This is a genomic window from Mesorhizobium sp. WSM4904 (assembly GCF_029674545.1).
In the GTDB taxonomy this organism is placed as follows: Bacteria; Pseudomonadota; Alphaproteobacteria; order Rhizobiales; family Rhizobiaceae; genus Mesorhizobium.
Genome location: NZ_CP121354.1, coordinates 3,468,058 through 3,482,086, shown reverse-complemented (window position 1 = coordinate 3,482,086; position 14,029 = coordinate 3,468,058). Strand labels below are relative to the sequence as shown.

At 63.9% G+C, this 14,029-nt stretch carries 13 protein-coding genes; 3 read left to right on the top strand and 10 right to left on the bottom strand.

Features of this window, described 5'->3' with window-relative positions:
* Nucleotides 1-24: 24 nt before the first annotated feature.
* The 3 genes from QAZ47_RS16565 to QAZ47_RS16555 form a co-directional block, all read right to left on the bottom strand.
* Complete coding sequence (locus QAZ47_RS16565) at nucleotides 25-453, bottom strand: low affinity iron permease family protein (protein ID WP_278207864.1); 429 nt, start codon at nucleotides 451-453, stop codon at nucleotides 25-27.
* Between the two features lie 304 nt (nucleotides 454-757).
* Nucleotides 758-1,399, bottom strand: coding sequence for a DapH/DapD/GlmU-related protein (locus QAZ47_RS16560; protein ID WP_278201805.1), 642 nt, complete (start codon nucleotides 1,397-1,399; stop codon nucleotides 758-760).
* Between the two features lie 52 nt (nucleotides 1,400-1,451).
* Nucleotides 1,452-1,937 carry a CreA family protein gene (locus QAZ47_RS16555; protein ID WP_278201804.1) on the bottom strand — a complete coding sequence of 162 codons (486 nt, stop codon included), beginning with the start codon at nucleotides 1,935-1,937 and terminating at the stop codon, nucleotides 1,452-1,454.
* Nucleotides 1,938-2,160: 223 nt separating this feature from the next.
* Here QAZ47_RS16555 and QAZ47_RS16550 point away from each other — a divergent pair, with 223 nt between their 5' ends.
* The 3 genes from QAZ47_RS16550 to QAZ47_RS16540 all read left to right on the top strand — a co-directional run bounded on the left by QAZ47_RS16550 (nucleotide 2,161) and on the right by QAZ47_RS16540 (nucleotide 5,735).
* Nucleotides 2,161-2,745 (top strand): SCO family protein, encoded by a 585-nt coding sequence (locus tag QAZ47_RS16550; protein WP_278201803.1) that lies wholly within the window; start codon nucleotides 2,161-2,163, stop codon nucleotides 2,743-2,745.
* A gap of 78 nt (nucleotides 2,746-2,823) precedes the next feature.
* Nucleotides 2,824-3,696, top strand: a complete 873-nt coding sequence (locus tag QAZ47_RS16545) for a 50S ribosomal protein L11 methyltransferase (RefSeq protein WP_278230071.1) — start codon at nucleotides 2,824-2,826, stop codon at nucleotides 3,694-3,696.
* A gap of 194 nt (nucleotides 3,697-3,890) precedes the next feature.
* Nucleotides 3,891-5,735 (top strand): aminopeptidase P family protein, encoded by a 1,845-nt coding sequence (locus QAZ47_RS16540; protein ID WP_278230070.1) that lies wholly within the window; start codon nucleotides 3,891-3,893, stop codon nucleotides 5,733-5,735.
* Between the two features lies 1 nt (nucleotide 5,736).
* Here the strand turns inward: QAZ47_RS16540 and QAZ47_RS16535 are convergent, their stop codons facing one another.
* The 7 genes from QAZ47_RS16535 to lpxC all read right to left on the bottom strand — a co-directional run bounded on the left by QAZ47_RS16535 (nucleotide 5,737) and on the right by lpxC (nucleotide 13,811).
* Entirely contained in the window at nucleotides 5,737-6,033 is a 297-nt protein-coding gene (locus QAZ47_RS16535; protein ID WP_278230069.1) for an AzlD family protein, read from the bottom strand.
* Entirely contained in the window at nucleotides 6,030-6,758 is a 729-nt protein-coding gene (locus QAZ47_RS16530; RefSeq protein WP_278230068.1) for an AzlC family ABC transporter permease, read from the bottom strand. The genes QAZ47_RS16535 and QAZ47_RS16530 overlap by 4 nt, the downstream gene beginning before the upstream one ends.
* 208 nt (nucleotides 6,759-6,966) lie before the next feature.
* Nucleotides 6,967-7,653, bottom strand: a complete 687-nt coding sequence (locus tag QAZ47_RS16525; protein WP_278230067.1) for a TIGR02453 family protein — start codon at nucleotides 7,651-7,653, stop codon at nucleotides 6,967-6,969.
* A complete protein-coding gene (gene ligA / locus QAZ47_RS16520) occupies nucleotides 7,653-9,860 on the bottom strand; it encodes an NAD-dependent DNA ligase LigA (RefSeq protein ID WP_278230066.1) in 2,208 nt (735 codons plus the stop codon). The genes QAZ47_RS16525 and ligA overlap by 1 nt, the downstream gene beginning before the upstream one ends.
* 246 nt (nucleotides 9,861-10,106) lie before the next feature.
* Nucleotides 10,107-11,780 (bottom strand): DNA repair protein RecN, encoded by a 1,674-nt coding sequence (recN, locus tag QAZ47_RS16515; protein WP_278230065.1) that lies wholly within the window; start codon nucleotides 11,778-11,780, stop codon nucleotides 10,107-10,109.
* 10 nt (nucleotides 11,781-11,790) lie between these two features.
* Nucleotides 11,791-12,660 (bottom strand): outer membrane protein assembly factor BamD, encoded by an 870-nt coding sequence (locus QAZ47_RS16510; RefSeq protein WP_278201795.1) that lies wholly within the window; start codon nucleotides 12,658-12,660, stop codon nucleotides 11,791-11,793.
* 203 nt (nucleotides 12,661-12,863) lie between these two features.
* Complete coding sequence (lpxC, locus tag QAZ47_RS16505) at nucleotides 12,864-13,811, bottom strand: UDP-3-O-acyl-N-acetylglucosamine deacetylase (RefSeq protein ID WP_278230064.1); 948 nt, start codon at nucleotides 13,809-13,811, stop codon at nucleotides 12,864-12,866.
* Nucleotides 13,812-14,029 lie beyond the last annotated feature (218 nt).

Below are 14,029 nucleotides of genomic sequence, written 5' to 3'. Positions count from 1 at the left end.
GCATCCCGAACGATAAGGCGGCGCTCAAGCGGCGTGTTTTTTGGGGGCGTGCTTTTGCCCGGCGGCCTTCTTGACGGTCACGGCGGCAACCTCCCGGTCATGCCGCTTTGCGGCTTTTTCGCATTTTTCGCGGATCTCCTCGACCTCGGATTCGGTCAGATGCTCGATGCCAATGAAGGTGTTATGAGCGCGGCTGACGCGGATCAGCTCGTCGAGCTTGGTCTGGATCGCGGCGCTATCGCGGTTCTGCGTGTTTTGGATGAGGAACACCATCAGAAAGGTGACGATCGTCGTCCCGGTGTTGATGACCAGCTGCCAAGTATCCGAAAAGCCGAAGACCGGTCCGCTCAAAGCCCAAACGACAATGACCAACCCGCACAAGGCAAATGTCGGCGGCATCCCCGCGAGATGCGCCACGGCATTGGCGATCCTGGTGAAAAACTTTTCAATCATCGAAAATCCTTGAATGGCCAAGCGTTCTGGATTCGGCCGAGGGCTGAATACAGATCCTGATCAAAAACAGGCGGCAGCCGCTCCCGGTTCCCTGCCGGCAGTATTTTTGCGACTGTATCCTGTACAATTGAGCACACGCCAAAAGGGCAGCTTCAGGAAAAACCACCTTATGGGTTTGTTGCGATAGTTTCGGTGCAGGTGAAGAAGCCTGCTGCTCCGCTTCACAGCGGGTTTACCTCCAGCCCCTTCCGCCGCGCCACCCCCGCATGGCGGAAGGGGCACTGATTCCTGAAATCGTGACGGATCAGGAGGCTTCGTCTTCCCAACGATCGAGGAAGGCCTCGATCGGCAACGACTGCATGTCCGGGATCGCCCTGGCGAGTCTTTCTGGCGCCCAGTCCCACCAGGCGAGGCTCTCGATGCGTACCGCAACGTCGGCGGCGAACCGCTGACGCAGGGGTTTGGCCGGAACGCCGGCGACGATCGCGTAAGGCGGCACGTCATGCGTCACCACGGCGTTAGCACCGATGACGGCACCGTTGCCGATCGTCACGCCAGGCATGATCACGGCGCCGTGGCCGATCCAGACATCGTGGCCGATGCTGACCGACCTCGCCTGCCGCCGCTCGCGGAACGCCGCATCGACGCCGAGCCAGCGGAAATACTCGTTCGGCCGGTAGCTGACCTTGTGCTGGGTCAGCCGCTCGATCGGGTGCTCGAGCGCGTTGATGCGGCTGTTGGCGGCGATCGAGCAGAACTTGCCGATCGTCGTGTAGATCGCTTCCGAGTGGCGCTCGAAATAGGAAAAGTCGCCGACAGTCACCTCGCGCAGGATCACCCGCTCGCCGATCGAGGCATAGCGACCGAGCTTGCATCCCTTCAGCTCCGCCGTCGGATGGATGCGCGGTTCAGGGTCTTTCAGGACGAGGTGTTCGGGGCGGTCCATGGCGCGGCTTTACGCCCGAGCGATTGGTCCCGCAAGCGGGAGCAGTCGGAGCCTATTGCGGCTTGCCCTTCGTCCACACGACGTTCTGGCCATAGAGAGGCACGGTGGTGACCGACATCTTCGCCGAACCGTTCTGCACCTGACGCGAATGCGACAGATAGATCAGCGTCTCGTTCTTCCTGTCGTAGATGCGGTTCACCACCTGCTTCTTCCAGATCAGGCTGAGGCCCTGCTTGAACACCTCCTCGCCGCCTTCGCTCATGTCGATGTCGCCGACGGTGATCGGCCCGGTCTGGCGGCATGAGATCGACGAATCCGACGGGTCTTCGAACCAATTGCCCTTGTGCAATCGATCGATGATGCTGCGGTCGAAATAGGCGACATGGCAGGTGACGCCGTCGACTTTCGGGTCCTTGATCGCGTCGATCATGATGTCGTTGCCGACCCAGTCGACGCCGACTTTGCCGACTTCGTCCGCCACCGCTGCGCCGGCGCTCAGGGCAAGACATGCGGCGAATAAGCCGATCAGTTTTCGCAAGGAGACCTCCTCGGGTTCGCGTTTAGCCGATGTCAGGTGGGATAAGACCGAGGCATTTGCAAGCCGTTCGATCACGGCGCTGGGCCTCGTGCACCATTCGGGTCGTCACGGTTGCGGCAACGCGACATCTTTGCGCCCGTGGCGACGAACCGCTAGAACTGTCTGTCGAAACAGGCCCGCGCCCGATCCGGCACGCCATGGCAATCACGACGGATAATTTCTGATGATGCGCTCAATCCTGGTCGGCATTCTCGTCCTGATGGCGGCGGGCATCGGCTGGCTCACCTTCGACTGGTACCGCGGCCACTACGGCGGCGAGCCGTACGGCGCGCCGTTCACGTTGATCGACCAGAAGAAAGCGCCGATCACCGAGGCCGCGTTCCGGGGTCATCCGAGCGTCGTCTTCTTCGGCTTCACCCACTGCCCGGAAGTCTGCCCTACCACGCTCTTCGAACTGGCCGGCTGGCTGAAGACGATGGGCGACGACGGCAAGAACCTCAACGCCTACTTCGTCACGGTGGATCCTGAGCGCGACACGCCGGAGATCATGAATTCCTACGTCAGCAATTTCTCCGACCGCATCACCGGCATCACCGGCGATCCGGACAAGGTGCACGCCATGGCAAAGGCCTTCGGCATCTACTGGAGGAAGGTCGACACCGGCGACGGCGACTACACGATGGACCACACGGCCTCGGTTCTGCTGCTCAACGCCAAGGGCGAGTTCGCCGGCACCATCGCCTATGGCGAAAGCGCCGACACCGCGATTGCCAAGCTGAAGCGGCTTGCGGCGGGCGGCCAGGCATGATCCCGAACCGAAGGTCGGCGTAGCAAGAAGTGGGAACCGGTTCTCGAAAATGATCATGCTCGAACATGAGTCGCCCTGATGGGGCAGACCAGGCTCCATTTCACCGCGGGCAAGGCCGAGGCCGACCGCATCTTCGCGGCGCTCGACGCTGCTTTCGAGGATGACGGCTTGCCGCTCGCCGTGCTGGAGGTCGACGAGGCCAACGACATCCATGAAGTGTCGCTTTATGCCGATGGCGATGTCGATGCCGTCGAAGCCCGGATCAACGACATCCTCGCTGGACTCGCCCTGCCGAAGCAGGTCGAACGCGAAACGCTCCCCGACATCGACTGGGTGGCGCGCTCGCTCGAAGGATTGAAGCCGGTCCGCGCCGGACGTTTCTTCGTCCACGGCGCGCATGATCGCGGCAAGCGCCACAGCAGCGATCTCGCTATCGAGATCGAGGCGGGCCTTGCCTTCGGCACCGGCCATCACGGCACAACCGCCGGCTGCCTCGAAATGCTGGAGCAGGTGGTGCTGCGCGAACGGCCGCGCAACGCGCTCGATCTCGGCACCGGCAGTGCCGTGCTGGCGATAGCGCTGGCGAAGCTCGCGCATATCCCCGTGCTGGCGACCGACATCGACCCGGTCGCGGTTCGCGTCGCCGCCGCCAATGCGCGCCTCAATCATGTCAAGGCGCTGGTCGAGACGGTGGCGGCGCCTGGCTTCCATCACCCGATCTTCGCCAGGCGCGCGCCCTTCGACCTGATCGCCGCCAATATACTGGCGCGGCCGCTGATGCGGCTGGCTCCCGAGATGGCAAGGCACGTCAAGCTGGGCGGGTCGCTGGTGCTGTCGGGCATCCTCGACCGCCAGCGCGATGCGGTAATCTCGGCCTATGTCGGCCAGAGCTTCCGCCACGTCCGCACCTTGCATCGCGAGGGCTGGGTGACGATCCACCTCAAGCGCTGAGACACAGCCGCCATCTGGCCCTGCCGAAATCGATTCCGGTTGCCAGGGGTATGCGCTAGAGCAATTCCAGGAAAAGTGCGAAACGGTTTTCCGCCCGGAATTGCATCAAAACAAAGAGATAGGGCGGTTCGCCGTTTCCATGAAACGGTGAACCGCTCTAGGGTCGCGGCAAGCCATTCGAGGGAGATGCCACAATGTTCCAGACGTTTGATTCCGCCGGCGATCCGGCTGTCGGCAAGCCGCGCGTGGCGATGCTGCGCCAGTGGCTGACGGAGAACGGCCTGGACGGCTTCATGGTGCCGCGTGCCGACGAACACCAAGGCGAATATGTCGCCGATCGCTCGGCGCGGCTGAAATGGCTGACCGGCTTTTCCGGCTCGGCCGGCGTCGCCATCATCCTGCGTGATCGAGCCTTCGTCTTCGTCGACGGCCGCTATACACTACAGGTGCGGGGCGAAGTCGACCTTTCCATCTTCACCATCGAAAGCCTTATCGACAATCCGCCGGCCTCCTGGATCAAGGACAATCTCGGCAAGGGCGCCAGGCTCGGTTTCGATCCGTGGCTGCATACGATCGGTGAGGTCAAGGCACTGAGGGCATCGGCCGAGCAGTCCGGCGCGACGCTGGTGCCGCTCGACAAGAACCCGATCGACCTCATCTGGAGGGACCAGCCGGAGCCGCCGCGCGCGCCGGTGGAGCTCCACCCGATCGCCTTTGCCGGCGAGCTCGCCAAGGACAAGCTGGCGCGGCTGGCCGGCACGATTGAAAAGGACGGCGCGACGCACGCCGTGCTGACCGACCCCTCTTCCATCGCCTGGGCCTTCAACATCCGTGGCGGTGACGTCGCGCACACGCCGCTGGCCTTAGGCTTCGCCATCCTGGCCGCCGACGGCAAGCACCAGCTCTTCATGGACCCGCGCAAATTCTCGCGCCAGGTCGCGGCCTATCTCACCCAGCTCGCCGACCTGCACGATCCGGGCGAGTTCGAAGCAGCCGTCGCTGGGCTTGCCGACGATGGTGCAAAAATCGCGCTCGATCCGGTGCTGACTGCGGAAAAGCTGAAGATGCTGGTCGAGAGCAATGGTGGCAAGGTGATATCCGCCGCCGATCCGGCCCGCATCCCGCGCGCCACCAAGAACCAGGCCGAGATCGCGGGCAGCCGCGCCGCGCATCGTCGCGACGGTGCCGCGGTCGCCAAGCTGCTCTGCTGGCTCGACCGGCAGAAGCCGGACACGCTCGACGAGATCGACGTTGTGACCAAGCTCGAAGAAGTCCGCCGGCAGACCGGCGAGGAAACGCAGATGCCGCTGCGCGACGTCTCCTTCGACACCATTTCCGGCGCCGGCCCGAACGGCGCCATCATGCACTATCGCGTCTCGCGCGCCACCAGCCGCAAGCTTCAAACCGGTGAGCTGTTCCTGCTCGATTCCGGCGGACAATATCAGGACGGCACCACCGACATTACCCGCACCGTGCCGATCGGCCAGCCGACCGAGGAGATGCGCGAACGCTTCACGCTGGTGCTGAAAGGCATGATCGGCATCTCGACGCTGCGCTTCCCTGCCGGCACGCGCGGCTCGGAAATCGATGCCGTCGCCCGCATGGCGCTATGGAAGCATGGCTGCGACTTCGCCCATGGCACCGGCCACGGTGTCGGCTCCTATCTTGCCGTACATGAAGGCCCGCAGCGCATCGCCCGCACCGGCACCGAGAAGCTGCTTGCCGGTATGATGCTGTCCAACGAGCCGGGCTACTACAAGGAAGGCTCCTACGGCATCCGCATCGAGAACCTTATCCTGGTCATGCCCGCCGAGCAGATCGAGGGCGGCGACATCGCCATGCACGGCTTCGAGACGCTGACGCTGGCGCCGATCGACAAGCGCCTTATCCGCAGCGATCTGCTGACCCGCGACGAACTGCACTGGCTCGACCAGTATCACGCGCGGGTCCTGGCCGAGATCGGTCCGATGGTGGATGGCGAGACGCTGGCTTGGCTGGAGAAGGCGACCGCGCCGCTTCCGCACGACGCGAAGATCTGACCTATGCCACGAACTGCCGCGCCAATATCAGTGCGGCAGTGCCCGCCAAAAACATCGCCATCAGGCCGCCGCGCAACGACACCAGCGCGGTGACGATCAGCGCCGCCCATTCGGCGGGTCCGGCATGCAGGAGTTCAGGCGCCACCAGCGTCGTCAGCACGGCGGCCGGCACAGCATTCAAGCCCGCCTCGACGCGTGGATGGACGTTTTCGAAGCGCGAGATGACGAGGTGCCCCCCGACGCGCGTGAGATAGGTGGCGACGGCGCCGGCAAGGATGATCCAGAAGGTCGTGCTCATGGCCGCTCCCCCACGCCGCTGTGATGCGGTGGCAGGATCACCGCCAGGAGCACGCCTGCGATCGCGCCGATCGAGACATGCCAGGGCGAGCCGACCGTCCTGTAGGCGACGATCGAGGCGGCCGCGCTCGCGGTGACCACCGGCAGCCAGAGCGGCCGCTTGCGGAAGCCCATGACGAGGCCGAGGAAATAGATCGGCAGCAGGAAATCGATGCCCAGCGCATGGGTATCCGGGATCATCTTGCCGAACACCGCACCCAGGCCGCTCTCGATCACCCAGAACACATAGACCGGCAGGCCGAGTCCCAGATACCAGACGAAGCCGACAGGCCGGCCGGACTCTGCCTTCGCCTCGGCGATGGCATATTGCGGATCGGTCAGGATGAAGTAGCCGAGCGCCTGCTGCAGCACCGGCCAATGCGTGATACGCCGGCCGATGCCGGCGGAATAGAGCACGTGGCGGAAATTCACCGCGAAGATCGACAGCACGACCAGCCACGGCGCGACATGCTGGCCGAACAGTTCGATGCCCACCATCTGGCTGGCGCCGCCATAGATCATGGCGCTCATCAGAAAGGCCTCGAGAACGGAAAGGCCGTTGTCGACGGCTAAAGCGCCGAACAGCACCGCGAACGGCGCCGAGGCGACGACCACCGGCATCGACAGCCGCACGCCGTCCCAGAAATCGCTCTGCGCACGGCCTTCGGAGATTGCTTCCGCTGACATCCAACTGCTCCCTTTTGCATGTCGCCTAGAAGTGCGCAGCGGTTCTGGGATAACGACATGCATCAAAACAAGGACTTGAAGCGCGTCGCCTGAACCCGTTTCAGGTGACGCGCTTCAGGTGGTTTGATGTAGGGAGCGTCGCCTTGCTTGTCACACCAATTCGCTTGAGCCGACGATCAGCGGAACTGATCGCGAAGCGGATTTCCGGCTACGCGGCCGTACCTTGGATCGCCCTGCCCCAATCGAGCAGCGGCCTGGCGCGCGAGGTGAAATCGACGAGATCGTCGACCAGCCCGGCCGAATATATCGTCGGCGGATCGATGTCGTGCCGGACCACGAAATGCCGGTTGCGCACCGCCTGGGCGAGATCGTCATCGGTGACGTCCTCGAAGCCGCGCGGCGCGCGCTTCAGGCGATCTTCCGAATCGAGCGCGAGGCCGCCCTTCTTCAACGCCGCCACCGTGCCACGGAACGCCGCCGGCTTCGTCACGATCGCCTTGCGCATCGCCTGCAGCAGTTCAGGCCCCGGCTGCCACCAAGCGACGCCGGCAAAGCAGCGCTCCAGTCCGATATGCACGTAGAACACGCCCTGCTCCATCTTGGTGCCGTCCGGCGAAAGGATGGCCGATAGATGCCGGTTGTAGGGCCGCTTGTCCTTGGAAAAGCGCACGTCGCGATTGATGCGGAACAGCGATTTCTTGCGGTCGCCGCGCAGGCCAAGTCTCGCCGCCGCAAAACGCTCGCTGAGCGTCTCGACGAGATCACAGAACGGCTCGTGCAATTGGCTCTCGTAGAGGTCGCGATTTTCCTGGAACCACTCGCGGCTCTGGTGGAAATCGAGCGCCTTCAGGAACGGGATGGCCTTCTCGCCAAAACCTTTGAACGCGCCCGCCATCAGCCGCCCCTGCCGATGCGCTGCAGCCAGGTATCCTCGTCGATCACCTCGATGCCGAGATCGGTCGCCGTTTTGAGCTTGGAGCCGGCGCCGGGACCTGCGACCACCAGGTCGGTCTTGGCCGATACGGAGCCCGCGACCTTGGCGCCAAGGCGCTCGGCCATCGCCTTGGCCTCGGAGCGCGTCATCTTTTCCAGCGTGCCGGTGAACACCACCGTCTTGCCAGAGACCTCGCTGCCGGCCGAGATCTCCATGACATACGGCTTCGGATGGACTTGCGCGAGTAGCGCATCGAGCACATCGTCGTTGCGCTCGTTGCCGAAGAAATCGCGCAGCGCGTTGATCACCGTGTCGCCGATGCCGTTGATCGACGGGAAGACGTCGTGCGGATCCTCCGCCTTTGCCGTCTTCTTGCCGACACGGATCAGTTCTTCGATTGTCGAGAACTGGCGGGCAAGCACGGCGGCCGTCGTCTCGCCGATATGACGAATGCCGAGCGCGAAGATGAAGCGGTCGAGCTCCGGCTCGCGGCGCGCGTCGATAGCGGCAAACAGCTTGTCCAGCCCTTCGTAGTTGCGCTCCTCGATGCTGCGCACATTCTTGCGCGTCTTGCCCGATGCCTCCTCGCGCAGCCTCGCCTGCTCTTCGCGCCGCTCGGCCAGCGCCTTGGTGACGGACGGCCGGCGGTCCTTCAGCGTGAAGATATCGGCCGCCGTCTTGACCAGCCCGGCATTGAAGAAGAGGTCGATGTTTTCAGCGCCCAGGCCTTCGATATCGAGCGCGCCGCGCGACACGAAATGGCGCAATCCTTCCACCGCTTGCGCGGCGCAGATCAACTCGCCGGTGCAGCGCCGGCGGGAATCCTCCTTGCCGGTCTTCTCGTTGATCTCGCGCGTCGCCGGCGAGCCGCAGACCGGGCAGGTATGCGGGAACTCGTAAGGCACCGCGGCGGCCGGCCGCTTGTCGATGACGACGCTGACGATCTGCGGAATGACGTCGCCCGCCCGCTGGATCACCACCGTGTCGCCGATACGCACGTCGATGCCGTCGCGGATCGGCTGGCCGTTGCTGTCGAAGCCCTTGATGTAGTCTTCATTGTGCAGCGTCACGTTCTCGACCACCACGCCGCCGACCGTCACGGGCGCAAGCCGCGCCACCGGCGCCAGCGTGCCGGTGCGTCCAACCTGGATGTCGATCCTCTGTACCGTCGTCATCGCCTGTTCGGCTGGAAATTTGTGGGCGACCGCCCAGCGCGGCTCACCCGTGACGAACCCCCAGCGGCGCTGCAGCTCGAGCTGGTCGATCTTGTAGACGACGCCGTCGATGTCGTAGCCGAGCGAGGAGCGCTGCTCCTCGATGCGATGGTAGTGGGCAATGAGTTCGTCTATCGACTTCGCGCGCACCATCAGCGGGCTGACCTTGAACCCCCACTCCTTGAACTTCTGCACGGAATCGTACTGGGTCGGAGCCGGATCCGCCGTCGTATAGCCCCAGGCATAGGCGAAGAATTTCAGGTTGCGGCTGGCGGTGACCGAGGGATCCTTCTGGCGCAGCGATCCGGCCGCCGTGTTGCGCGGATTGACATAGTCCTGGCCGCCGACGGCCGCCGAGCGTTCCTTCAGCGCCTCGAACTCCGCATAGGTCATGTACACCTCGCCGCGGATCTCGATGACCTCCGGCCAGCCCGAGCCGTGCAGCTTCTTCGGAATATCGGCAATCGTCTTCAGATTGGCGGTGATGTCCTCGCCGACGGCGCCGTCGCCGCGCGTCGCGCCCTGCACGAACACGCCGTTTTCATAGCGCAGCGAGGCCGACAACCCGTCGATCTTGGGCTCCGCGGTGAAGGCGATGTCGAGGTCCTTGTCGCGGTCGAAGAAGCGCCGGCCGCGCTCGATGAAATCGGCGACGTCCTGGTCGGTATAGGCTTTGGCGAGGCTCAGCATCGGCACCGCGTGGCGCACCTTGGTAAAGCCTTCCGCAGGCGGTGCGCCGACCCGCCGCGACGGCGAATCCTCGCGCACGAGATCGGGAAAGCGTTCCTCTATCGCGAGGTTGCGCCGCGCCAGCGCGTCATACTCGGCGTCCGAAATCGTCGGCGCGTCTTCTGTGTGGTAGCGCCGGTCGTGCTCGGCGATCTCCGTGGCCAGCCGCTTCAACTCATCCGCGGCCTCGCTTTCGCTCAGCGATTCGACTGGTTTTTCCGACATGAAGTGCGGTCCTCGAATTATGGCGGGCCACTATAAATCAGGAATCGTCGGCAGGGAGTCGGCTTGCGCAAAAATCATTCCTGAACAGCAGGATGCAGCCATCTGCTGACTCATCTTCCGAACGTGAAAGAATTCAAGCCGCCTAAAGCATGTCACCCGAAAGTGGGAACCGGTTTCGGGACAAAGACATGCGTGAAATCAGAAACCTAAAGCGCATGGCGCGAATCTGAAAGATCGCGACGCGCTTTAGGCTGCCGCCGTGTTCTCGCGCAGCAGGCGTTCCGCCGCGGCGCGCGCTTCATCCGTGATGATGGCGCCGGCCAGCATACGCGCGATCTCTTCCTGGCGCGCCGCGCGGTCCATTTCGGCGATGCCGGTGGCGACACGGTCCTTGCCGCCGGATTTCGAGATGAGGAAGTGGGTGGCGGCGCGCGCCGCCACCTGCGGCGCATGCGTGACCGAAAGCACCTGCACCCGCTTCGACAGCCTGGCCAGCCGCTGGCCGATGGCGTCGGCCACCGCGCCGCCGACACCGGTGTCGATCTCGTCGAAAACCAGGGTCGGCGCCGAGCCGCGGTCGGCCAGCGCCACTTTCAGCGCCAGAAGGAAGCGCGACAGCTCGCCGCCCGACGCGACCTTCATCATCGGTCCCGGCCTTGTACCCGGATTGGTGCGCACCCAGAACTCGACCTGGTCTATGCCTTCTTCCATGCGACTTTCGGCGTCGCTCACCATCTCGACGATGAACTCGGCCCGCTCGAGCTTGAGCGCCGGCAGTTCCGCCATCACCGCCTTGGTCAGCCCGGCCGCCGCCGCGTGGCGCAGCGAAGAGAGTTGCGCCGCGGAAATGTCGTAAGCCTCGCGCGCGGCGGCGGCTTGCTTCTCCAGTCCGTGCAGCCGCTCCTCGCCGGCGTCGAGGTCGGCGAGGTCGGCCGCCATCGTGTCGCGCAGTTGCGCCAGGTCGTCGACCGCGACATTGTGCTTGCGCGAGGCCGCGCGCAGCGAGAACAACCGCTCCTCGGCCTTTTCCAGGCGCTGCGGATCATATTCGGTGGCGCGAAGTGCCGTCTCGACGCCGGACTGCGCCGCGTCGAGCGAGATCATCGCCTCGTCCAGCGACTTCACCACCTCGTCGAGCAGGCCCGGCACTTCGCCCGACTTGCGCTGCAGCCTGCGCAGCAGGCTGGCGAGCTGCGGCAAGGGCGAGGACGGCCCCGACAACACGTCCTGCGCATCGTGGATCTCGGAAGCGATCTTTTCGGCGCGCATCATCTGGGCGCGCAGTTCTGCCAGCTCGGTTTCCTCGCCCGGCTGCGGATCGAGCTTCGCCAGCTCGGCGACGGACGCTCTGAGATAATCCGCCTCGCGCGCCGCCGCCTCGACCTTGGCGCGATGCCGGGAAAGCTCCTGCTCGCAGTTTCGCCAGTAGCGCCAAGCCTCGCCGGTGCCGCGCACGGCGCCAAGATGACCGCCAAAGCTGTCAAGCAACTCGCGATGCGCGCCGGGATCGACAAGCGCGCGCTCGTCATGCTGGCCATGAATCTCGACCAAGGCGCGGCCGACGTCGCGCATCAGGGTCACGCTGGACGGCTGGTCGTTGACGAAGACGCGCGTGCGGCCATCGGCGGTCTGCACGCGCCGCAGGATGACGTCACCATCGTCCTCGATGTCGTTTTCGGCGAGCAGCGCGCGCGCCGGATGGTTGCGCGGCACGTCGAACACGGCAATGACCTGGCCCTGTGCCGCGCCATGACGGACCAGCGAAGCGTCGCCGCGCGCGCCAAGCGCCAGCGACAGTGCATCGAGCAGGATCGATTTGCCGGCCCCGGTCTCGCCGGTCAGCACGGAGAGCCCAGGCAGGAAGTCGATGTCCAGCTTCTCGATCAGGACGATATCGCGGATCGACAGTCTGGACAGCATCAGGGAAGCTTCAGGCGCCGGTGATCAGCTTCCCGGCCTTGGAGATCCACGACCCGGCATTCTCGCGTGGTTCAAGCCCATTGCTCTGCAGGAGCTTGTAGGAATCCTTGTACCACTGGCTGTCTGGATAGTTGTGGCCGAGCACCGCCGCGGCCGTCTGCGCTTCCGAGGTCAGGCCCATCGCATAATAAGCTTCGGTCAGGCGCGCGAGCGCCTCCTCGACATGGCGTGTGTTGGAGTAGGTCTCGACCACTGTACGGAAGCGCTTGACGGCGGCGATATATTCGCGCCGTTCGAGATAATAGCGGCCGATCTGCATCTCCTTGCCGGCGAGCTGGTCGGTGGCGAAGCGAATCTTGTCCTTGGCGTCGTCGACATATTCGGAGGTCGGCCAGCGCGTCACCAGGTCCTGCATGGTCTGCACCGTCTGGCGCGCTTCCTTCTGGTCCTGGGTGACGTCCTTGATCTGCCGGTAGTAGCTCAACCCGATTATATACTGGGCATAGGCGGCATCGTCGGTCGACGGGTAGAGCGTGAGATAGCGCTTGGCGGTGCCGATCGCCTCGTCATAGTTGCCGGCACGATAGTCGGCGAAAGCACCCATCACCATCGATTTGCGGGCGAATTCCGAATAGGGATGCTGGCGGTCGACGGCGTCGAACTTCTTGCTCGCCTCGTCGAGGCGGCCGGCGTTCATGTTGGCCAAGCCCTGGTTGTAAAGAACGTCGGCCGGCTCAGTCTGGTCGACATAGGTCGCCAGGTTGACATCCTTCTCGGACGACATGCAGGCTGACAGCACGAGCGAAGGGGCGATCAACGAAAACGCCAGGAAAACAGCCCTACGCGGCGCATTCGATTGACCAACTCGCTTAAGCAACATGATTGATTTCCGCCCTTTCGGCGTCATTTCGATCTGGGGCAGCAGCCATAAACCATAACTGCCTAATGCGGCAACGCTATCTGCGGCCAATCGCGCATTTTTGTGGCGGTTTGGCGCCGTGCCCAAAGCTGCGCGATTTCACGGGCTTGTGATGCAACCATGCAACACAAGCTCCGCCTACAAAGCCAGAAAACCGTTAAGAATCAGATCACCCAGGGCGCGTAGACCGGCCCGCTGACGGCGATCATCTCGGCGGCGCGACCACGCTCGCGGCGTCGCGTCTCGACAATCTCGAAGGCCGTGCGGTCGGACAGCAGGCGGCGCAGAGCCGCAGCATTCATCCGGTGGCCGCCGCGATAGGAGCGGAAGCAGCCGATGAAGCGCGCGCCGGCCAGCGCCAGGTCGCCCATGGCGTCGAGCGTCTTGTGGCGGGCGAATTCGTTCGGATAGCGCAGCCCGCCGACATTGATGACGCGGTTATCGTCGCCGATGACCAGCGAGTTTTCCAGCGACGAGCCGAGCGCGTAGCCTGCGGCCCACAGCCGCTCGACATCTTTCATGAAGCCGAAGGTGCGGGCCCGCGCGATGTCGTGGCGGAAGATGTCGGGGTTGATGTCGGAGGCAAAGAGCTGGCGGCCGATGGCCGGGCTCTCGAAATCGATCTCGACCTCGAAGCGCGTGCCGTCATAGGGGCGGAACTCCGCCCATGATGCGCCGGCCTCGATGCGAACCGGCTTGACCACGCGTATATAGCGACGCCTGACCGAAAGCGTCTCGATGCCCGCCTGATCGAACGCCTCGACAAAGGCCATGGCGCTGCCGTCGAGAATGGGGACTTCCGAGCCGTCGATCTCGATGATGAGGTTGTCGATGCCAAGTCCGAACACCGTCGCCATCAGGTGCTCGATGGTTCCGATGTGCTCGCCGTCCGGATCGCCGAGCATGGTGCAAAGGTCGGTGGCGCCGACCTCGGAGACCAACGCGCGGAATTCACGGCTTTGATCGCCCGTGGAAAGGTGGAACACGATGCCGGTGTCGGCGTCTGCGGGCAGGAAATGAACGGTGACGGGCCTGCCGCTGTGCACGCCCGTGCCGGTCAACGTCACGCGCGCTTTAACTGTCGTCTGATAGTCGTGCAAGACAAACCCCATAAGCCCTAGCTGCCAGCGTCCGCTTTGTCAGACTCTTGAGCATTTTCAGCCAGATGGATCACCTGACGTCCGCAGCAAATGCGGCAAAATGAACAAGGCATGCGGCTCTGATATGATCGGCAGGCAGGGCTAACTCCCCGAATCCCGGCTAACCGACTTAGTCCGACGCGAAGATAATGACCCGTCCGGGAGACTCCAAATCACGGTTTCTTACCCCA

Bases quoted from the DNA above. Each gene is read 5' to 3' on its own strand.
- QAZ47_RS16565 (WP_278207864.1), bottom strand. From the start codon at position 453: ATGATTGAAAAGTTTTTCACCAGGATCGCCAATGCCGTGGCGCATCTC.
- QAZ47_RS16560 (WP_278201805.1), bottom strand. From the start codon at position 1,399: ATGGACCGCCCCGAACACCTCGTCCTGAAAGACCCTGAACCGCGCATC.
- QAZ47_RS16550 (WP_278201803.1), top strand. From the start codon at position 2,161: ATGATGCGCTCAATCCTGGTCGGCATTCTCGTCCTGATGGCGGCGGGC.
- QAZ47_RS16545 (WP_278230071.1), top strand. From the start codon at position 2,824: ATGGGGCAGACCAGGCTCCATTTCACCGCGGGCAAGGCCGAGGCCGAC.
- QAZ47_RS16540 (WP_278230070.1), top strand. From the start codon at position 3,891: ATGTTCCAGACGTTTGATTCCGCCGGCGATCCGGCTGTCGGCAAGCCG.
- QAZ47_RS16535 (WP_278230069.1), bottom strand. From the start codon at position 6,033: ATGAGCACGACCTTCTGGATCATCCTTGCCGGCGCCGTCGCCACCTAT.
- QAZ47_RS16530 (WP_278230068.1), bottom strand. From the start codon at position 6,758: ATGTCAGCGGAAGCAATCTCCGAAGGCCGTGCGCAGAGCGATTTCTGG.
- QAZ47_RS16525 (WP_278230067.1), bottom strand. From the start codon at position 7,653: ATGGCGGGCGCGTTCAAAGGTTTTGGCGAGAAGGCCATCCCGTTCCTG.
- ligA (WP_278230066.1), bottom strand. From the start codon at position 9,860: ATGTCGGAAAAACCAGTCGAATCGCTGAGCGAAAGCGAGGCCGCGGAT.
- recN (WP_278230065.1), bottom strand. From the start codon at position 11,780: ATGCTGTCCAGACTGTCGATCCGCGATATCGTCCTGATCGAGAAGCTG.
- QAZ47_RS16510 (WP_278201795.1), bottom strand. From the start codon at position 12,660: ATGTTGCTTAAGCGAGTTGGTCAATCGAATGCGCCGCGTAGGGCTGTT.
- lpxC (WP_278230064.1), bottom strand. From the start codon at position 13,811: ATGGGGTTTGTCTTGCACGACTATCAGACGACAGTTAAAGCGCGCGTG.